The organism is Streptomyces sp. NBC_00525 (assembly GCF_036346595.1).
GTDB lineage: Bacteria > Actinomycetota > Actinomycetes > Streptomycetales > Streptomycetaceae > Streptomyces.
In genome coordinates this window covers 3,962,133-3,979,564 of sequence record NZ_CP107834.1, presented here as the reverse complement: position 1 = coordinate 3,979,564, position 17,432 = coordinate 3,962,133, and the positions used below count along the sequence as shown (strand labels likewise).

The window sequence follows — 17,432 nt, the reverse complement described above, 5'->3', positions numbered from 1 at the left end:
GCTCCCTGGATCAATCCGTTCGACGATCAACCCGTTCGACGGTCTGTACGCACGGGAGTCTAGGCCCTGTAAAGGACGGGTAAGCAGTTGCGTCGGACAACGGATGGGAATGAGCGGCAACGCAAGGGAACGGGCGGGCGCGGGTGGCGTGAGCGGCGCGCGGGTGGGGATATCCCTACTTCGTCTCACCCACGAGCCCCATGGCATCCCCATGGCGCGCCCGGCAGGCTTGTCCCATGACCATGAGCCCCCAGGTGCCCGCCAATGACGGGCCGCCTCCTGTCCGCTTCGCCTTCGGCCGGTGGACGTGGAAGGAGGTCGCGCACCTGCTTTCCAATCTGCCGATGGCGATCATCGGATTTGTTTACACAGTGTTGATGATCGCCGTGGGCGTGGGCCTGGCGGTGACCGTCGTCGGCCTGCCGCTGCTCGCGGCCGGGCTCCAGGGTTCCCGGTTCATCGGGCGGGCCGAGCGGAGCCGGGCGCGGAAGCTGCTGGGGGTCGTGGTGGAGGAGCCGAGCCCGCCGGCGCGCGGGAGTCGCGAGAGCGGCTTCTTCGTCTGGCTGTGGAGCGCGCTGCGCGATCCGGTCGCCTGGCGGACGGCGCTGTATTCGTTCGTACGGCTGCCGTGGGGCATCCTCACCTTCGCCCTGACGCTGGTCTGCCTGATCGTGTGGCCGCCGCTCCCCTACGTCGCGCGGCTGCTGGGCAACGCGGACCGGGGGATGGTGCGCGGGCTGCTCTCGCCCTCCGACGATCTCGAACGCCGTATCGCGGAACTGGAGTCCGACCGGGGTGTGGTCGTCGATACGGCCGCCGCCGACCTGCGCCGCATCGAGCGGGATCTGCACGACGGGGCGCAGGCCCGGCTCGTCGCCCTGGCGATGGGGCTCGGCCTGGCCAAGGAGAAGCTGGCCGACGATCCGGAGGCCGCCGCGCGGATGGTGGACGAGGCGCACGGTGAGGTGAAGGTCGCCCTCCAGGAGCTGCGCGACCTGGCGCGCGGCATCCACCCGGCCGTCCTCACCGACCGGGGGCTGGACGCGGCACTGTCCGCCATCGCCTCGCGGTGCACGGTGCCCGTCACCGTACGGGTGGATCTTCCGGCCCGGCCGGCGCAGGCCATCGAGGGCATCGCGTACTTCACGGTCTCCGAACTCCTCCAGAACGTCAGCAAGCACAGCGGGGCCCGTACGGCGACCGTGGACGTGTGGCGCACGGGTGAGCGGCTGCTCATCCAGGTCGGCGACGACGGGCACGGCGGGGCCTCGATGGACGGCGGTACGGGGATGGCGGGGCTCGCCGAGCGGCTGGGCGCGGTGGACGGGCTCTTCGTGCTCGATTCCCCGGCCGGCGGGCCGACCACCGTCACGGCGGAGCTGCCGTGGCGCGACCGGGGCGCGGAGAAGAGCGCGCCCGCCTCCGGCACGGCCTGAGACCCGCCGGGCACCCGCTCCCCCGCCGGGGGCACCTCCGGGCGCCGCTCCCCCGCCCCGAGGTAGGGAAAACCCCCCGCCCGGAACGGATACCGCCCTCATGGTGCGCCGGCGCACCACCCCGCACTCTTGAAGCAGACAGTCGGCGCGGACGCCGCAGAGAAGAAACGGACGGAACCCCATGGCCACGGCATACGGACCGGACACACGGGACCACCAGCGGTCGGGCAGCAGCCTCGGGCCCCGTCCCACGAGGCGGCACCGCGTGCCGGCCGCGCTGCGGGCGCCGGTGGAGGGCAGGACCTGGCGCGAGTTCCTCTACCTCCAGCTGAGCCTGCCGATCAGCATCGTGATGTTCACCTTCGCGATCACGATGGTGTCGCTGGGCGCCGGGCTGCTGGTGACCTTCGTCGGCATTCCGGTGCTGGCCGCCGGGCTGGTCATGTGCCGGGGCTTCGGGATGCTGGAGCGGACGCGGGCGCGGGTGCTGCTGGGGGTGGACGTGGCCGATCCGGCGCCGGCGCGCGGGCGGACCGGCGGGCTGATGTCGTGGATCGGGGCGGTGCTCAAGAGCGGGGTCTCCTGGCGCCACCTGCTCTACTCGCTGCTGCACTTCCCGTGGGCGGTGTTCGCGTTCTGCGTCTCGCTGACGCTCCAGGTGTGGGGCTGGGCGGCGCTGACGTACCCGCTGTGGCACTGGACCGTTCCGTCGCACTCGGGCGTCTCGGGCATCCAGCTGTACGGCGACGCGCAACACGAGGTCTACCTGGACTCGTTCTCCGACCTGGCGCTGACCGCCGTGATGGGGCTGGGCGTCGTCCTCGCCACGCCGTGGGTGATCCGGGGCATGGCGACCGTGGACCGGCTGCTGGTCGCCGGGCTGCTCGGCCCGTCCCGGCTGGCGGAGCGCGTGACGGAGCTGGAGTCCGACCGGGGTGTCGTCGTGGACACGGCCGCCGCCGACCTGCGCCGCATCGAGCGGGATCTGCACGACGGGGCGCAGGCCCGGCTCGTCGCCCTCGCCATGGACCTGGGTCTCGCGAAGGAGAAGCTTGCCCACGATCCGGACGCGGCTGCCCGCATGGTGGACGAGGCGCACGGTGAGGTAAAGGTCGCCCTCCAGGAGCTGCGCGACCTGGCCCGCGGCATCCACCCGGCCGTCCTCACCGACCGTGGCCTGGACGCGGCGCTGTCCGCCGTCGCCTCCCGGTGCACCGTGCCGGTCACCGTCGAGGTGGACCTGCCGTACCGGCCGGCGCAGGCCATCGAGGGCATCGCGTACTTCACGGTCTCCGAACTCCTCCAGAACGTCAGCAAGCACGCCCGCGCCACCCGCGCCTCGGTGGACGTGTGGCGCTCGGACGACCGGCTGATGCTCCAGGTCACCGACGACGGGCGCGGCGGCGCCGACACGGCGGCGGGCAGCGGGCTCGCCGGGCTGACCGAGCGGCTGGACGCCGTGGACGGGGTGCTGGTCGTCGACTCGCCGGCGGGCGGTCCGACGCGGATCACCGCGGAGCTGCCCTGGCGCGGCTGACCCGCAGGACGAACCGGCAGACGTACCGCCCCGGAGGGACCGCCCTCCGGGGCGGGCCCGCGCTCAACCCCGCGCACGCTCGCGACGTCACTGCCGATGCTGGGATGCTGGACGGCACACAGATGAGATCAGCGAGCGGACAGCGGGGGAATTGCGTCGTGACGGAGGACAGGGTGCGCGTGGTCATCGCCGAGGATTCGGTGCTGCTCCGGGAGGGACTGACCCGGCTGCTGACGGATCTGGGGCACGACGTCGTGGCCGGCGTCGGGGACGCGGAGGCGCTGATCAAGACGATCGGCGACCTCGCCGGGCAGGACGCGCTCCCGGACGTGGTGGTCGCGGACGTGCGGATGCCGCCGACCCACACCGACGAGGGGGTGCGCGCGGCGGTGCGGCTGCGCCGGGAGCACCCGGGGATCGGGGTGCTGGTGCTCTCGCAGTACGTGGAGGAGCAGTACGCCACCGAGCTGCTGGCCGGGTCCAGCCGGGGCGTCGGGTATCTGCTCAAGGACCGGGTCGCCGAGGTGCGGGAGTTCGTGGACGCGGTGGTCCGGGTGGCGCAGGGCGGTACGGCGCTGGACCCCGAGGTGGTGGCGCAGCTGCTGGGGCGCAGCCGCAAGCAGGACGTGCTCGCCGGGCTGACGCCGCGTGAGCGCGAGGTGCTGGGCCTGATGGCGGAGGGGCGGACGAACTCCGCGGTGGCCAAGCAGCTGGTGGTGAGCGACGGGGCGGTGGAGAAGCACGTGAGCAACATCTTCCAGAAGCTGGGCCTCGCGCCGAGCGAGGGCGACCACCGCCGGGTGCTCGCGGTGCTGACGTATCTGAACTCCTGACCTGCCCGGCTGCCGGGCGGGGTGCGGCCGGGTATGTCTCCAGCGAGGGTCCGACGCGGAACCAGGCGGCTGATGAATCATGGCGGCACAGCGCCGGGAACGTCTCAGCATCCAGATACGACGCGTCTCAAAATGCCGTCCACCATGTGATCGGCCGGAGGAAGGCGACCCTTACGGACGTAGGGTGGGCGAGGGACCTCCGGCGGGCCGGACGGTTCCGAGCCGCCGTGCCGAGGGAGGTCCAGTAAGTGACCAGCCAGGTCAGTAGCCCAGCCGAGCAGGCCGACGAGGCCAGTGAGGCACTCGTAGGGGGACAGCGTGCCCCCCAGTCCGCAGCCGCAGACGGGAAAGAGGTCCGCCGCCTGGACCGGGTGATCATCCGCTTCGCGGGTGACTCGGGCGACGGCATGCAGCTCACCGGTGACCGGTTCACCTCGGAGACGGCGTCCTTCGGGAACGACCTCTCCACGCTGCCGAACTTCCCGGCCGAGATCCGCGCCCCCGCAGGCACCCTGCCGGGCGTCTCCTCGTTCCAGCTGCACTTCGCCGACCACGACATCCTGACGCCCGGCGACGCGCCGAACGTCCTGGTGGCGATGAACCCGGCGGCGCTGAAGGCGAACATCGCCGATGTGCCGCGCGGTGCCGAAATCATCGTGAACACCGATGAGTTCACCAAGCGGCCGATGGCGAAGGTGGGCTACGAGACCAACCCGCTGGAGGACGGCTCGCTGGAGGCGTACAACGTCCATCCGGTGCCGCTGACCACGCTGACGATCGAGGCGCTGAAGGAGTTCGGGCTCTCCCGCAAGGAGGCCGAGCGCTCCAAGAACATGTTCGCGCTGGGGCTGCTGTCCTGGATGTACCACCGGCCGACCGAGAACACCGAGGCGTTCCTGCGGGCCAAGTTCGCCAAGAAGCCGCAGATCGCCGAGGCGAACGTGGCCGCGTACCGGGCCGGGTGGAACTTCGGCGAGACCACGGAGGACTTCGCCGTCAGCTACGAGGTCGCGCCGGCCTCGCAGGCGTTCCCCGCCGGTACGTACCGGAACATCTCCGGCAACCTGGCCCTGTCCTACGGTCTGATCGCCGCCGGCCGCCAGGCGGACCTGCCGGTCTACCTCGGCTCGTACCCGATCACCCCGGCCTCGGACATCCTGCACGAGCTGAGCAAGCACAAGAACTTCGGCGTGCGCACGTTCCAGGCCGAGGACGAGATCGCGGGCATCGGCGCGGCGCTGGGTGCCGCGTTCGGCGGGGCGCTCGCCGTGACGACGACGTCCGGGCCCGGTGTGGCCCTCAAGTCGGAGACGATCGGCCTCGCGGTCTCGCTGGAGCTGCCGCTGCTCATCATCGACATCCAGCGCGGCGGCCCGTCCACCGGGCTGCCCACCAAGACCGAGCAGGCCGACCTGCTCCAGGCGATGTACGGGCGCAACGGCGAGGCCCCGGTGCCGATCGTGGCCCCGCGCACCGCGGCCGACTGCTTCGACGCGGCGCTGGAGGCGGCCCGGATCGCGCTGACGTACCGCACCCCGGTCTTCCTGCTCTCCGACGGCTACCTGGCCAACGGCTCCGAGCCCTGGCGCATCCCGGAGCCGGACCAGCTGCCGGACCTGCGCGTCCAGTTCGCCAGCGGCCCGAACCACGAACTGGCCGACGGCACCGAGGTGTTCTGGCCCTACAAGCGCGACCCGCAGACGCTGGCCCGTCCGTGGGCCGTTCCCGGCACGCCCGGCCTCGAACACCGCATCGGCGGCATCGAGAAGCAGGACGGCACGGGCAACATCTCGTACGACCCGGCCAACCACGACTTCATGGTTCGCACCCGCCAGGCCAAGGTGGACGGCATCGACGTCCCGGACGTCGAGGTGGACGACCCCGCCGGCGCGAACACGCTGGTGCTGGGCTGGGGTTCGACGTACGGGCCGATCACGGCCGCCGTGCGCCGGCTGCGCGCCTCCGGGCGTTCCGTCGCGCAGGCCCATCTGCGCCACATCAACCCCTTCCCGAAGAACCTCGGCGAGGTCCTCAAGCGTTACGACAAGGTGGTCGTGCCCGAGATGAACCTCGGGCAGCTGGCCACCCTGATCCGCGCCAAGTACCTCGTGGACGCGCACAGTTACAACCAGGTCAATGGAATGCCGTTCAAGGCCGAGCAGCTCGCGGCAGCTCTTGAGGAGGCCATCGATGCCTGAGAACGAACTGCTCCAGCTGGTGCCCAAGGCCGAGGCCAAGCAGTCCATGAAGGACTTCAAGTCCGACCAGGAGGTGCGCTGGTGCCCCGGCTGCGGTGACTACGCGGTCCTCGCCGCCGTACAGGGCTTCATGCCCGACCTGGGGCTGGCCAAGGAGAACATCGTCTTCGTCTCCGGCATCGGCTGCTCCTCCCGCTTCCCGTACTACATGAACACCTACGGGATGCACTCGATCCACGGCCGCGCCCCGGCCATCGCGACCGGCCTGGCCACCTCCCGGCGCGACCTGTCCGTCTGGGTCGTCACCGGCGACGGCGACGCGCTGTCCATCGGCGGCAACCACCTGATCCACGCGCTGCGCCGCAATGTGAACCTCAAGATCCTGCTGTTCAACAACCGGATCTACGGGCTGACCAAGGGCCAGTACTCCCCCACCTCCGAGCTGGGCAAGATCACCAAGTCCACGCCGATGGGCTCGCTGGACACCCCGTTCAACCCGGTGTCCCTGGCGATCGGCGCGGAGGCGTCCTTCGTCGCCCGTACGGTCGACTCCGACCGCAAGCACCTCACGAGCGTGCTGCGCGCCGCCGCCGACCATCCGGGCACGGCGCTGGTGGAGATCTACCAGAACTGCAACATCTTCAACGACGGCGCGTTCGAGGTCCTCAAGGACCGGGACCTGGCACAGGAGGCGGTGATCCGGCTGGAGCACGGGCAGCCGATCGTCTTCGGCGCGGAGGGTTCGAAGGGTGTCGTGCGGGACTCGCTGACCGGTGACCTCAAGGTTGTCGCGGTCACCGAGGAGAACAAGTCGCAGATCCTCGTCCACGACGCGCACAACCCCAGCCCGACGACCGCGTTCGCGCTGTCGCGGCTGGCCGACGCGGACACGCTGCACCACACCCCGATCGGGGTGCTGCGGGACGTGGCGCGGCCGGTGTACGACACGAAGATGGCCGAGCAGCTGGATCTCGCGGTGGAGCAGAGTGGCAAGGGCGACCTGGCCGCGCTGCTCGCGGGCAACGACAACTGGACGGTGGTCGGCTGACGCCGGCCCCCGATCCGCGCGAGCGCGCCGGACCTGCCCACGGGGCGGGCCCGGCGCGCTCGCGCATTCGCGCCCCCTTGCCCGCTGTCATGACCGTCTGGCGATACGGCTATGACACGGGCCCCGGTCGGCGTTACCGTCCTCTGGTTGAGGGTTGTACGACAGACAGCGCCGGGAGGGCCCGTGCAGGGAACGAATGACCAGCGGGCCGGGCTCCTCTCCGGGTTCGGCGCCTACGGCATATGGGGCCTGGTGCCCCTGTTCTGGCCGCTGCTGAAACCGGCCGGGGCGGTGGAGATCCTGGCCCACCGCATGGTGTGGTCGCTCGGCGTGGTGGCGATCCTGCTGCTCGTGCTGCGCCGCTGGTCATGGATCGGCCCGCTGCTGCGGCAGCCGCGCAAGCTGGGGATGCTGGGCGTCGCGGCGGCGACGATCACCGTCAACTGGGGCCTGTACATCTGGGCCGTGAACAGCGGCCATGTGGTCGAGGCGTCCCTCGGCTACTTCATCAATCCGCTGGTCACCATCGGCATGGGCGTGTTGCTCCTGGGCGAGCGGCTGCGCCCCGCGCAGTGGGCGGCGGTCGCGACCGGCGCCGCGTCGGTGCTCGTGCTGGCGATCGGTTACGGGAAGCCGCCCTGGATCTCGCTGATCCTGGCGTTCTCCTTCGCCACATACGGCCTGGTCAAGAAGAAGGTCGACATGGGCGGCCTGGAGTCGCTGACCGTGGAGACCGCGCTGCTCTTCCTGCCCGCGCTCGGCTATCTGGTGTGGCTGAGCGCCCGCGGAGCCGCCACGCTGACGTCGGAGGGCCCCGGACACCTGGCGCTCCTCGCCTCGGCCGGTGTCGTCACGGCGGTGCCGCTGATCCTGTTCGGGGCCGCCGCGATCCGCATCCCGCTGTCCACGATCGGGCTCCTCCAGTACATGACGCCGGTCGCCCAGTTCATCCTCGGGGTGGCCTGGTTCCACGAGGAGATGCCGGCGGAGCGGTGGGCCGGCTTCGGCCTGGTGTGGCTGGCCCTGGCGGTGCTGACGTGGGACGCGCTGCGGACCGCCCGGCGTACGCGGGCCAGGGTGCTGGCCGCCCGGACGGGCGGCGGGCGGCACGGGTGCCCTGACCGGCGAGGCGGAGACGGTCACCGAAATATCCGAGCGGCGGCTGTCGCTCCGGGACAGAATGCGGCTCATGACTCTTGAATGGAAGGTCGTCATCGACGCCGCCGACCCGCACGCCCAGGCCGGCTTCTGGGCCGGGGCCCTGGGGTACGAGGTCGAGGACAACAGCCCCCAGATCGAACGCCTCCTGGGCCTCGGGGCCGTACCGGAGGCCGTGACGACCATGGCCCACGGCCGCCGCGCCTGGCTCGACCTGGCGGCCGCCCGGCACCCGGACGACCCCTACGACGAGGACAGCGGGGCCGGCCGGGGCCGCCGCCTGCTCTTCCAGCGCGTCCCGGAGCCGAAGACGGTGAAGAACCGCCTCCACCTCGACCTCCGCTCGGGCCCGGACGGCCGCGCCGCCGAGGTGGCCCGCCTGGAGGCCCTGGGCGCGAAGGTCCAGCGCGAGGTGAACGAACCGGGCGGCACGTGGACGATCCTCACGGACCCGGAGGGCAACGAGTTCTGCGTCGAGTGACGGCTGCCGCTCTCAGGGAGGCTATCGATGTCGCCGAAGCCACCGACGTTCGTTGAGCTGCTGAACGCTGCTCGGCATTCGGCAGTTCACCTTGAGATGCGGGACTCCTACGACGACCCCGACGAGGCCCCGCGAGTTGCGGCATGGCGGGCGGGGCACCGGCACGATCCGGCGGACCGTGCGTCATGGTGGCGCCCCTGGCTGGATCTGGTCTCGGAAGCAGTTGAGCGAGGTGTGGTCATCCGACGGGCCCGGATCGTCTCGGAGCCGGTGAGCGAGTACACCAGGTACCTCCATGAGGGCACGTGCACCAACATGGCCGCGGGCGAACAGATTCGGTGGCTTCCTCGGCGGCAGGCATCCGATCTGGCCTTGCCGGGAAACGACTTCTGGGTATTCGACGGGACGGTGATGCGGTTCGGTCACTTCTCCGGCGAAGGCACCTACCTGGGCGACGAGGTCACGACGAGTCCCACGGCACCGAGTCCCTGAAGGCCGTGAACCCGAACGCCACCGAGATCGGCGCCCTGTCGGGCGGGGTGATCGTGACGAAATCCGCGGGGCCCCGAGACTGGCACGTCGGTGCCCCTGCCCACCCGTTCATGGTCAGGGCGGCGGGGCTCGGCGGCGGGATCGCCGACCCGTTCAAGCAACGGTGGGAGGTCTTCGTCACGACCGCAGGGAGAGTTCTGCGTCCCGCAGGGGTCAGGTGTTTTGTTGTTGGTTGGTGATGGTGTGGTTCAGGCTGCGGGCGCCCAGGACCGTCAGTAGGAGCAGTGCGCCGCCCAGCGCCGGCACCAGGAGCGTGAAGCCGACCGGTGTGCTGTCGTCCGTGGAGGCGCTGACCAGGTCGCCGGGGTCGCGCAGGACCTGGAAGCGGTCGCCGGGGCGGGTGGCGGCGCCGCATTTGGCGTCGTCGCTCTTGACCCAGAACGAGCCGTCCACCGCCTCGACCTTGCAGCGGTGGTACTGGTTGGAGGAGGCGTACGACCGTCCCCCCTCGTGCACGACCTCGGTGACCGTGACAGCCACGTGCTCGCCGCGCAGGTCGAGGATCGCGCTGCGGAGGCCGGTCGGCACCGTGGCGATCAGAAGTACGGCGAGTACGAGCATCGGCAGCGCGTACCGCACCTCCGGAATCCCGATCCGCAGCACGCCGAACATGCCCCCGAGCACGGGCACCAGGTACAGGATCTGCACGTATCCGGGCACGCCGTGGGCGAAGACGGCCATGACCCCGGCCCCGGTCAGCAGCAGCCCGCACCCGAGCGCAACGAGCGCCCCGGAGAGCAGCGGCCGCCGGGGCGTCCAGGCGTCCGTATCGGTCAACGCCCTCCAGAACCGCCGCCCTCTGCCCACCGTCGCAGCCATCCCCGCCCCCGTCGCCGAGTCCATCCAACTCGCTTACCCGAGCGGGGTGTTCGCACACCTATGGGTCAGGACCCGGCGTACGACGGCCTCTGGTCGAGGTAGGGGGCGAATCGCTCGGCGACCTCCGACGCCACGGCCGCCGCGTCGCGCGTTCCGTCCACCTCGATGACGTGGATGCCGAGGCGGCGGGCGTTCCGTACCGCGTCCTCGCCCACCAGCCGGTCCCGCGCCAGCCGGTTGGCCCGGGCGCGGGCCGGGTCGTCGACGGGGATGCCGAGGGCCCCCGCGCGGGGAAGCGTCCGGAGCTGGTGCTGACGGAACTCCTCGGTGGGGACGAGCACGACCATGCGCCGGAGCGAGTCGAGCAGCGGCGCGACGAGTTCCGGCCGCAGCCCCCATCCCTCGGCGATCACCGGACGGCCGGTGAACAGGGCGCGCAGATCGTCCAGCGCCCAGTCGAACCGGACCGGGAAGCCGGCCAGCGTCTCGGCGGCCATCTCCTCCGGGCTCCGCTCCACCCAGACCCGCTCGGGGGCGGGGTCCGCCACGGGCTCCCCGCGAGCCACCCGCCGCGCGATCCGGCGGTCCTGGTGGCCGCGGGCGTCGTGGTAGTCGTAGTGGTACGCGGTCAACCCGTACTGCCCGGCCACGAGTTCGGCGACCGTGCTCTTCCCGGCCCACTGCGCGCCCCCGATCCACAGCGCACGCCGCAGGCTGCCGTGCGGGTCCCAGACGTCCGACATGAAAATCCTCCCGTTGAAGAGCGGCACAGGTGTCCGCTCGGGGAAGAGTTTCCTGGTTTGCCAGCAAAAATTGCAGTCTTGTGTTGGCCGGTCGGTTGACAGAGAGTAGGTAGGGAGGGGGGACGCGCGTCTACGAGTTGGACCACGTACGGGTGGACAGCACCAGCAGATAGCCGTCGGGGTCCTGGATCGTCACGCCCCAGGTGTCCCAGTACGGGTTGTGAGCCGCCACCCGCTTCCCGCCGTGTCGCTCAAGCCGTTCCACCAGGGAGTCGGGCACCGGTTCGCCGAGGTAGACAACCAGCAGGTCTTCGGGGGTCGACCGCGGCTCCACGGGCGCCGCGGGATCGTGGACGAGTTCCAGATGCCAGCCGGCGTCGGGCCAGCCGACCATGAGAAGTGAGCTCCGCCCCGGAGTGCCGTCCGCCGCGTGCCGGTACAGGACGTCGAGCCCCAGGCCCGAGACCCAGAAGTCCTCTGCCGCCCGAAGGTCCCGTGAGGGCCGAGCGAAGCGGATGTGAGCTGCGGAATCAGCCGGCATGGGGGTACCTCCTGACGGGGACGGGCCCGGCGACGGCCGGCGGGCCCGTCCGGGGCCGTGGACGGCAGCGAGCTTAGAGAGCACGCGGCCGTGTGCCATCGGGCGCTGGTCCTAGTCCGGCGGCCCGAATGTACGGACCGGGGTACGGACGCGGTGGCCCGTTCCCGTCCGTGCGCGCGGGCCCCCGGAGTGCGCGGGCGTACCCGGAGCGGCTGGTATTACTGGGACATGCAGGAAGAGACCGCACGTACCGCGATCGACACGTTCATCTCCGCGTTCAACGCCTCGGACGACAGAGACGTGACCGGCCTGCTCTCCCGGTCCCTGACCTCGGACGTCGTCTTCTGGGGTCCGCTGGGCCGCCGCGAAGGAATCGAGGCGGTCGAACAGTTCGTCCTGGACATCCGGCACCACCCGGAGGGAACCGGCACGATGGTGCGCTGCTCGGCGGTGGACATGCCGGACGAGTGGGCCCGGTACCAGTGGGTCTTCGCCACGCCCGAGGGGGGCCCGCGCCTGGCGGGAACGGACGTCGTCCACCTGTCCCGGAGCCTCATCGACCAGATCATCGTCTTCGCGGGCGAGCCGTCCGCCCACTGAACCGCCGCCCCGGGGTGGGGGGTTCAGGCGCCGTCGTCGTGGTCCGCCGCGAGGTGGCGGCGGCGCAGTACGCGGCAGTCCGTTTCGCGGCTGCCGTCTCCCTCCGCGCGGGCCACGGCCTCCTCCAGGTCGAATTGTTCGCACGTACGGCAGCCCTCGGCCGCCTCCCGGTCCGGCTGAGCGCTCATGCGACCTCACCCCGGCTCCGGGCGTTCTCCCGCGCGGTCCGCGCCGCCAGGCGCTCGGCCGGCGTGGCCTCCCGCGTGTGCTCGGGGCGCACCTCCCACTCGGTGCCGCCCCTGGGGGCCCGGAGCATCCAGTAGGGGCCGACGACCCCCCGGAACTCACCGACCAAGGGCTGCTCCCAGCGGGCGACGTCCACGACGATCGTCCCTACGACGGGGGTTGGGGGATTCGGGGCGTTCTGCCCGGCCTGTTCGGTACCAGCGCACACGAGACGTTCCTCTCCGTAGCCATTCCACTACCAAGCGGGTTCAGCGTGGCCTAGAGTCGCCATGTCATCAACTTACGGAAACTGACAGACAAGTTGGACGACCGATGGTGAACCGGAAGGAACTTGACCCCGAGCAGTCGCCGCGCGCAGCCTTCGGCGCACTGCTTCGCAGGTTGCGAGAGGAACGCGGCTGGACGCAGGAGGAGCTTGCCGCTCGGATGGGCTGCTCAGGTGCGCACATTTCCGCCGTGGAAACTGGTAGACGGGCAGCAACTCAACGCTTTGCGGCAAGTGCTGACAGGGCGTTGGGAACCGGCGACCGCCTCCGCCGCGAGAGCCGTTCAGCGCAGCACCGATCGCTGCTCGAAGGGTTCCCGGAGTACGTCGACCACGAGGCGCGCGCAGTGGAGATCCGCCTCTACGAGGTCGGCGTCATACCGGGACTGCTGCAGACCCACGATTACGCGTCCGCTTTGGGCGACAGCACCGTGCGACGAGGGGTCGCCTCTCGCGAGCACGCGGACGAACGAATCGCTTTGATCGCACAACGCCAGGCGTTGCTTGAACGCACACCAGCACCCTTGGTCTTCGTGGTGCTCGATGAGAGCTGCCTGCTCCGGCCAGTCGGGGACCGTACGCTCATGGACGCGCAGTTCCAGCGCCTGATCGAGTTCTCCGAGCGGCCGAACACCGTTGTCCAGGTGGCTCCGTTCGGCATCGGCGTTCGGCGCCCGATGACGCTGCCGGTGACAGTGCTCACGATGCCGGACCGATCGCTCATCTCGTATGCGGAGTCGGCGATTCGAGGACATCTCGAGCGCGACAACGACTCCGTGGTGCCCATCCTGACGGACTACCATCAACTCCAGGCCGAAGCGTTGTCGCGCGCCGCATCCGTGGCCATGATCAGCAAGTTACGAAAGGGCACCCAGTGACGACCGAACCCCCTATTTGGTACACGTCCTCGTACAGCGAGAACGGCGGCCAGTGCGTCGAGGTCGCCACCAACCTCGCCCCCGCCACCGGCACCGTCCCCGTCCGGGACTCCAAGAACCCGAACGGCCCCGCCCTCGGCCTCCGCGCCGACGCGTACACCGCCTTCGTGACGGGTATCAAGGACGGCGGGTTCGACACCACCGTCTGAGCCATCCCCTACGAAGGGAAGCCCCGTGGCCACTGAAACGCCCCGCTGGTACACCTCCTCGTACAGCAACAACGGCGGCAACTGCGTCCAAGTCGCCACCAACCTCGTGGCCACCACCGGCACCGTGCCCGTCCGGGACTCCAAGAACCCGGGCGGGCCCGCCCTCGCCCTGCGCGCCGACGCGTTCGCCGCCTTCGTGGCCGGGGCCAAACAGGACGGGTTCCACGCGGTCTGAGCCGGGCTGCGAGGGCACCGCCTACGCTGGTCGGCATGCTCACCCCGCCCCCGTACTCCCTCGTCGCCACCGATCTGGACGGCAGCCTGCTGCGCGGCGACGACACCGTCAGTCCGCGGTCGCGGGCCGCGCTGGACCGGGTACGAGGGGCCGGGGCCCGGCATCTCGTCGTCACCGGGCGGCCCGTGCCGGGCGTACGGGCGCTGCTCGACGGGCTCGGGTACCGGGGGCTCGCCGTGTGCGGGCAGGGAACGCAGGTGTACGACGCCGGGGCGCGGCGTACGGTCCGGGCCGTGACGCTGGACCGGGAGACGGCCGACGCCGCGCTGGGGAAGATCGAGGCGCAGGTGGGCCCGGTGTTCGCGGCGGTGGACCAGGACGGGCCCGAGGGGCTGACGCTGGCCGAGCCCGGCTACCGGCCGGCGCACGCCACGCTGCCCGCGCAGCGGACCCGGCACCGGGGCGAGCTGTGGGCCGCGCCGGTGATCAAGGTGCTCATCGGGCATCCGGAGCTGAGCGACGAGGCGCTGACCGCCGAGGCCCGCGCGGTCGTCGGGGACCTGGCGACCGTGACGCACTCCGGTCCCGGAACCGTCGAGCTCCAGCCGTACGGCGTCGACAAGGGCGTCGGGATCGCGCTTGCCGCCGAGGAGCTGGGGGTGGACCCGGCGTCCGCGATCGCCTTCGGTGACATGCCGAACGACCTGCCGATGTTCCGCGCCTGCGGCTACGGCGTCGCGATGGGCAACGCCCACCCGGCCCTGCGCGCGGCGGCCGACGAGGTCACGCTGTCCAACGAGGAGGACGGCATAGCCGTCGTGCTGGAACGTCTCTTCCGCTGAGGCGCGCTCAGCCCACTGTCGCCCCCAGCGACCGCAGCACGTGGTCCACCAGGTTCGCCACCTCCTGCGCCGTCTGCATCGGCTTGCGCAGCACGTGGCGGTAGTACAGCGGGCCGTACAGCATCTCGACCGCCAGCCGCAGATCCGCGTCCGGTGGGATCTGCCCCTGGCTCTGTGCGCTGCGGAGCCGGCCGACCGCCTCCTCGAAGCGGGGTTCGATGAGCTGCGTGCGTACAGTTTCGGCCAGCTCGTCGTCGTGGTGCAGCTCGGAGAGGATGCCCGCGTAGGCGGGGCCGAACGGGGGTACGTCGAGGACCGCGACCGCGCCCGTGATGTGGGTGCGCAGGTCCTGCGCGACGTCCCCGGTGTCGATGAACGGGGTCGCCGACACCAGCATCTCCGTGAACGCCTCCAGCAGAATCGCGCTCTTGGAGGGCCACCAGCGGTAAATCGTCTTCTTGCTGACGCCCGCCCGCGCCGCGATGCCCTCGATCGTGACCCGGCCGTAGCCCCGCTCCGTACACAGGTCCAGGGCCGCTTGCAGCGTCGCCCTGCGTGAGCTCTCGCTCCGGCGCAGCGAACTCGGCGATGTGTTCATTCGGTGAGCATAGGTGTGTTCGAGCCAATCCTTGTTGACAGCCCGTCGTGATAACCCGAACAATGCACTGGCGGAAACGGAACGTACCGTGTCGGCTCGTTCCTTTCGTTTCCGCACCGTTCGTGCCGTTCGTGCCGCGACGAGCCGATCGGGGGACGGCTCGCCGGCCGACGGTACGGCTGCCGCCCCCGCCTCTCGGGCCGTTCTCAGGCCGTGATGTCCTTCGCCGTGAACCGCGCCCAGGCCGCCGAGCCGAACACCGCCGCGTACACCGCCTGGAGCCCCAGGTTCTTCACCACCTCGTCCCAGTAGACGGGGTCGCGCACCAGGTCCGAGAAGGACAGCCAGTAGTGCGGGAACAGGTAGGGGTGGATGCCGCTCAGCTGCGGGATGCTGTCCACGATCTGGACGGTGATCAGCAGGCCGACCGTCGCCGCCATGGCCGCGATGCCGCTGTTGGTGAGCGTCGAGATGAACAGGCCGAGGGCCGCGAAGCCGGTGAGGGACGCCGCCACGACCACGGCGACGAGCCCCGCCCGTGCCAGGCCCTCGCCGAAGCCGATCGTCGTCCCCGAGATCGTCGTGACCTCGCCCACCGGGAACAGCAGCGCGCCCACCGCCAGCGCGGAGGCGGCCACGACGAGCGTCGCGATCAGGCAGAAGCCGAGCGTGGCCACGTACTTGGCGAGCAGCAGCCGGGTCCGCCCGGCGGGGGCGACCAGGAGGTAGCGCAGCGTCCCCGCGTTGGCCTCGCCGGCGACCGCGTCGCCCGCGATCACGCCCACCGCCATGGGCAGGAAGACGGGCAGCGTCGCGGCGAGCGCGGCGAACACCAGGAAGAGGCCGTTGTTGGTGACCTGGGAGAGGAACGCCGGCCCTGCCTCCCCGCCGCCCGGCCCCGCCGACGAGCCGTCCGCCGTCTCGATGCGCACCGCGATCCCGATCAGGACGGGCACGGCTGCCAGCACCCCGAGCAGGGCGAGGGTGCGCCAGCGGCGCAGCGTGGTGACCAGCTCGGAGCGGAGGATGCCGAACGTCCACAAGGGGTTGCGCCCGGTGGCCCCGGATCGCTCGGCCCCGGATCGCCCGGCCCCGGCCCCCGCGGCCCCCGTTTCAGCCTGCGACATCGAATCCCTCTCCCGTCAGAGCCACGAACGCGTCCTCCAGGGACGCCCGCTCCACGCCGAACGCGCGCACCCGTACGCCGTCCCGGACCAGGGCCGCGTTCAGGTCGGCCAGTTCCACCGTGCCCGGCGGGGCGTCCGCCCGGAGCCGGTCGCCGTCCAGTGTGATGCCCGTGATCCCGTGCTCCTTGAGTACGCGGGCGGCGTCGGCCGGGTCCGGTGTGGTGACGGCGAGCCGGCCACCGGTGGCGAGGCCGGTGACGGGGCCCTGGGTGAGGAGCCGGCCCCGTGCCATCACCGCCGCGTGGCTGCACACCTGCTCGATCTCGTCCAGCAGGTGGGAGGAGAGGAAGACCGTGGTGCCGTCCGCCGCCAGCTCGCGGACCAGGGCGCGGATCTCGCGCATGCCCTGCGGGTCCAGGCCGTTGGTCGGCTCGTCCAGGACGAGCAGCCGGCGCGGTCTGAGCAGGGCGGCGGCGAGGCCGAGGCGCTGTTTCATGCCCAGTGAGTACGCGCGCGCCTTCTTGCCGGCCGCCTGGCCCAGCCCGACCCGTTCCAGCGCGTCGCCGACGCGTGCGGCGCGGGTGCGCGGGTCGGCGGTGGGGTCGGCGGTGTCGTAGCGCAGCAGGTTGTCCCGGCCGCTCAGGAACCCGTACAGGGCGGGGCCCTCGATCAGCGCGCCGACCTCGGGGAGCACCGTGCGCGCGGCGTCCGGCATGGGGCGGCCGAGGACGCGGGCGGTGCCGGAGGTCGGGGCGATCAGGCCCATGAGCATCCGGATCGTCGTCGTCTTGCCCGAGCCGTTGGGCCCGAGGAAGCCGAAGACGCTGCCGCCGGGGACCGTGAGGTCGAGCCCGTCCACGGCGAGCTGCCCGCCCCGGTAGCGCTTGGTCAGCCCGCGCGCCTCGATCACGGGCGGCGCGCTGTCCGACGCGGCATCGGGTGCGGCATCGGACGCGGTGTCCGTCGTGCTGTCGGGTGCGCCGGTCACGGGCCGCTCGGTGGGCGCGCTGTCGGGCCCTGCCATGTGTGCTCCCCACTGGGTCGTACGGTCTGCGGTCGCGCTCCGCCCCGCCGCGCGAGGTGCGC

21 protein-coding genes are annotated in these 17,432 nt (G+C 71.2%); 13 read left to right on the top strand and 8 right to left on the bottom strand.

The features are described from left to right. Window positions 1–236: 236 nt before the first annotated feature. The 8 genes from OG710_RS17780 (at window position 237) to OG710_RS17745 (ending at window position 9,183) form a co-directional block, all read left to right on the top strand. A complete protein-coding gene (locus OG710_RS17780) occupies window positions 237–1,436 on the top strand; it encodes a sensor histidine kinase (protein WP_330240222.1) in 1,200 nt (399 codons plus the stop codon). A gap of 181 nt (window positions 1,437–1,617) precedes the next feature. After that, complete coding sequence (locus OG710_RS17775) at window positions 1,618–2,973, top strand: sensor histidine kinase (protein WP_330240221.1); 1,356 nt, start codon at window positions 1,618–1,620, stop codon at window positions 2,971–2,973. A gap of 173 nt (window positions 2,974–3,146) precedes the next feature. Next, window positions 3,147–3,806 carry a response regulator transcription factor gene (locus tag OG710_RS17770; protein ID WP_111339462.1) on the top strand — a complete coding sequence of 220 codons (660 nt, stop codon included), beginning with the start codon at window positions 3,147–3,149 and terminating at the stop codon, window positions 3,804–3,806. A 248-nt stretch (window positions 3,807–4,054) separates the two neighbouring features. Then, the gene (locus tag OG710_RS17765) at window positions 4,055–6,004 is read left to right on the top strand and encodes a 2-oxoacid:acceptor oxidoreductase subunit alpha (protein ID WP_330240220.1); all 1,950 of its coding nucleotides are present in this window, start codon (window positions 4,055–4,057) and stop codon (window positions 6,002–6,004) included. Then, complete coding sequence (locus tag OG710_RS17760; RefSeq protein ID WP_330240219.1) at window positions 5,997–7,052, top strand: 2-oxoacid:ferredoxin oxidoreductase subunit beta; 1,056 nt, start codon at window positions 5,997–5,999, stop codon at window positions 7,050–7,052. The genes OG710_RS17765 and OG710_RS17760 overlap by 8 nt, the downstream gene beginning before the upstream one ends. A gap of 183 nt (window positions 7,053–7,235) precedes the next feature. Further along, a complete protein-coding gene (rarD, locus tag OG710_RS17755; protein ID WP_330240218.1) occupies window positions 7,236–8,252 on the top strand; it encodes an EamA family transporter RarD in 1,017 nt (338 codons plus the stop codon). After that, a complete protein-coding gene (locus OG710_RS17750; protein ID WP_330240217.1) occupies window positions 8,233–8,691 on the top strand; it encodes a VOC family protein in 459 nt (152 codons plus the stop codon). Before rarD ends, OG710_RS17750 begins: the two co-directional genes overlap by 20 nt. Before the next feature lie 27 nt (window positions 8,692–8,718). After that, complete coding sequence (locus OG710_RS17745; protein ID WP_330240216.1) at window positions 8,719–9,183, top strand: DUF6879 family protein; 465 nt, start codon at window positions 8,719–8,721, stop codon at window positions 9,181–9,183. 213 nt (window positions 9,184–9,396) lie between these two features. Here the strand turns inward: OG710_RS17745 and OG710_RS17740 are convergent, their stop codons facing one another. The 3 genes from OG710_RS17740 to OG710_RS17730 all read right to left on the bottom strand — a co-directional run bounded on the left by OG710_RS17740 (window position 9,397) and on the right by OG710_RS17730 (window position 11,346). After that, the gene (locus OG710_RS17740) at window positions 9,397–10,020 is read right to left on the bottom strand and encodes a hypothetical protein (RefSeq protein WP_330240215.1); all 624 of its coding nucleotides are present in this window, start codon (window positions 10,018–10,020) and stop codon (window positions 9,397–9,399) included. A gap of 107 nt (window positions 10,021–10,127) precedes the next feature. After that, entirely contained in the window at window positions 10,128–10,805 is a 678-nt protein-coding gene (locus tag OG710_RS17735) for a hypothetical protein (protein WP_330240214.1), read from the bottom strand. Between the two features lie 130 nt (window positions 10,806–10,935). After that, window positions 10,936–11,346 (bottom strand): VOC family protein, encoded by a 411-nt coding sequence (locus OG710_RS17730; RefSeq protein ID WP_330240213.1) that lies wholly within the window; start codon window positions 11,344–11,346, stop codon window positions 10,936–10,938. A gap of 228 nt (window positions 11,347–11,574) precedes the next feature. Here OG710_RS17730 and OG710_RS17725 point away from each other — a divergent pair, with 228 nt between their 5' ends. Next, window positions 11,575–11,946, top strand: a complete 372-nt coding sequence (locus OG710_RS17725; RefSeq protein ID WP_330240212.1) for a nuclear transport factor 2 family protein — start codon at window positions 11,575–11,577, stop codon at window positions 11,944–11,946. Window positions 11,947–11,969: 23 nt separating this feature from the next. Here OG710_RS17725 and OG710_RS17720 read toward each other — a convergent pair whose 3' ends face one another. After that, window positions 11,970–12,134, bottom strand: a complete 165-nt coding sequence (locus OG710_RS17720; protein WP_330240211.1) for a hypothetical protein — start codon at window positions 12,132–12,134, stop codon at window positions 11,970–11,972. Then, on the bottom strand, window positions 12,131–12,400 hold the full coding sequence (locus OG710_RS17715) for a hypothetical protein (protein WP_330240210.1): 270 nt from the start codon (window positions 12,398–12,400) through the stop codon (window positions 12,131–12,133). The genes OG710_RS17720 and OG710_RS17715 overlap by 4 nt, the downstream gene beginning before the upstream one ends. A gap of 104 nt (window positions 12,401–12,504) precedes the next feature. Here OG710_RS17715 and OG710_RS17710 point away from each other — a divergent pair, with 104 nt between their 5' ends. From OG710_RS17710 to OG710_RS17695, 4 genes are read left to right on the top strand one after another with little or no spacing between them, the layout of a single operon-like run. Next, window positions 12,505–13,335 carry a helix-turn-helix domain-containing protein gene (locus tag OG710_RS17710; protein WP_330240209.1) on the top strand — a complete coding sequence of 277 codons (831 nt, stop codon included), beginning with the start codon at window positions 12,505–12,507 and terminating at the stop codon, window positions 13,333–13,335. Further along, complete coding sequence (locus OG710_RS17705) at window positions 13,332–13,544, top strand: DUF397 domain-containing protein (RefSeq protein ID WP_330240208.1); 213 nt, start codon at window positions 13,332–13,334, stop codon at window positions 13,542–13,544. The genes OG710_RS17710 and OG710_RS17705 overlap by 4 nt, the downstream gene beginning before the upstream one ends. A gap of 25 nt (window positions 13,545–13,569) precedes the next feature. After that, on the top strand, window positions 13,570–13,779 hold the full coding sequence (locus OG710_RS17700) for a DUF397 domain-containing protein (protein WP_330240207.1): 210 nt from the start codon (window positions 13,570–13,572) through the stop codon (window positions 13,777–13,779). Window positions 13,780–13,814: 35 nt separating this feature from the next. After that, window positions 13,815–14,621 carry an HAD family hydrolase gene (locus tag OG710_RS17695; protein WP_330240206.1) on the top strand — a complete coding sequence of 269 codons (807 nt, stop codon included), beginning with the start codon at window positions 13,815–13,817 and terminating at the stop codon, window positions 14,619–14,621. Window positions 14,622–14,628: 7 nt separating this feature from the next. Here the strand turns inward: OG710_RS17695 and OG710_RS17690 are convergent, their stop codons facing one another. From OG710_RS17690 to OG710_RS17680, 3 genes are all read right to left on the bottom strand, one after another. Further along, a complete protein-coding gene (locus OG710_RS17690) occupies window positions 14,629–15,219 on the bottom strand; it encodes a TetR/AcrR family transcriptional regulator (RefSeq protein ID WP_330240205.1) in 591 nt (196 codons plus the stop codon). A gap of 206 nt (window positions 15,220–15,425) precedes the next feature. Next, window positions 15,426–16,346: an ABC transporter permease gene (locus OG710_RS17685; protein WP_330240204.1), complete on the bottom strand. Its 921-nt coding sequence runs from the start codon at window positions 16,344–16,346 to the stop codon at window positions 15,426–15,428. Then, window positions 16,333–17,370 carry an ABC transporter ATP-binding protein gene (locus OG710_RS17680; protein ID WP_330240203.1) on the bottom strand — a complete coding sequence of 346 codons (1,038 nt, stop codon included), beginning with the start codon at window positions 17,368–17,370 and terminating at the stop codon, window positions 16,333–16,335. Before OG710_RS17680 ends, OG710_RS17685 begins: the two co-directional genes overlap by 14 nt. Between the last annotated feature and the right edge of the window lie 62 nt (window positions 17,371–17,432).

Coding starts and splice junctions, on each gene's coding strand:
- OG710_RS17730 (WP_330240213.1), bottom strand. CDS start 11,346: ATGCCGGCTGATTCCGCAGCTCACATCCGCTTCGCTCGGCCCTCACGG.
- OG710_RS17775 (WP_330240221.1), top strand. CDS start 1,618: ATGGCCACGGCATACGGACCGGACACACGGGACCACCAGCGGTCGGGC.
- OG710_RS17760 (WP_330240219.1), top strand. CDS start 5,997: ATGCCTGAGAACGAACTGCTCCAGCTGGTGCCCAAGGCCGAGGCCAAG.
- OG710_RS17735 (WP_330240214.1), bottom strand. CDS start 10,805: ATGTCGGACGTCTGGGACCCGCACGGCAGCCTGCGGCGTGCGCTGTGG.
- OG710_RS17720 (WP_330240211.1), bottom strand. CDS start 12,134: ATGAGCGCTCAGCCGGACCGGGAGGCGGCCGAGGGCTGCCGTACGTGC.
- OG710_RS17695 (WP_330240206.1), top strand. CDS start 13,815: ATGCTCACCCCGCCCCCGTACTCCCTCGTCGCCACCGATCTGGACGGC.
- OG710_RS17690 (WP_330240205.1), bottom strand. CDS start 15,219: ATGAACACATCGCCGAGTTCGCTGCGCCGGAGCGAGAGCTCACGCAGG.
- OG710_RS17725 (WP_330240212.1), top strand. CDS start 11,575: ATGCAGGAAGAGACCGCACGTACCGCGATCGACACGTTCATCTCCGCG.
- OG710_RS17780 (WP_330240222.1), top strand. CDS start 237: ATGACCATGAGCCCCCAGGTGCCCGCCAATGACGGGCCGCCTCCTGTC.
- OG710_RS17750 (WP_330240217.1), top strand. CDS start 8,233: ATGCGGCTCATGACTCTTGAATGGAAGGTCGTCATCGACGCCGCCGAC.
- OG710_RS17680 (WP_330240203.1), bottom strand. CDS start 17,370: ATGGCAGGGCCCGACAGCGCGCCCACCGAGCGGCCCGTGACCGGCGCA.
- OG710_RS17710 (WP_330240209.1), top strand. CDS start 12,505: ATGGTGAACCGGAAGGAACTTGACCCCGAGCAGTCGCCGCGCGCAGCC.
- OG710_RS17685 (WP_330240204.1), bottom strand. CDS start 16,346: ATGTCGCAGGCTGAAACGGGGGCCGCGGGGGCCGGGGCCGGGCGATCC.
- OG710_RS17745 (WP_330240216.1), top strand. CDS start 8,719: ATGTCGCCGAAGCCACCGACGTTCGTTGAGCTGCTGAACGCTGCTCGG.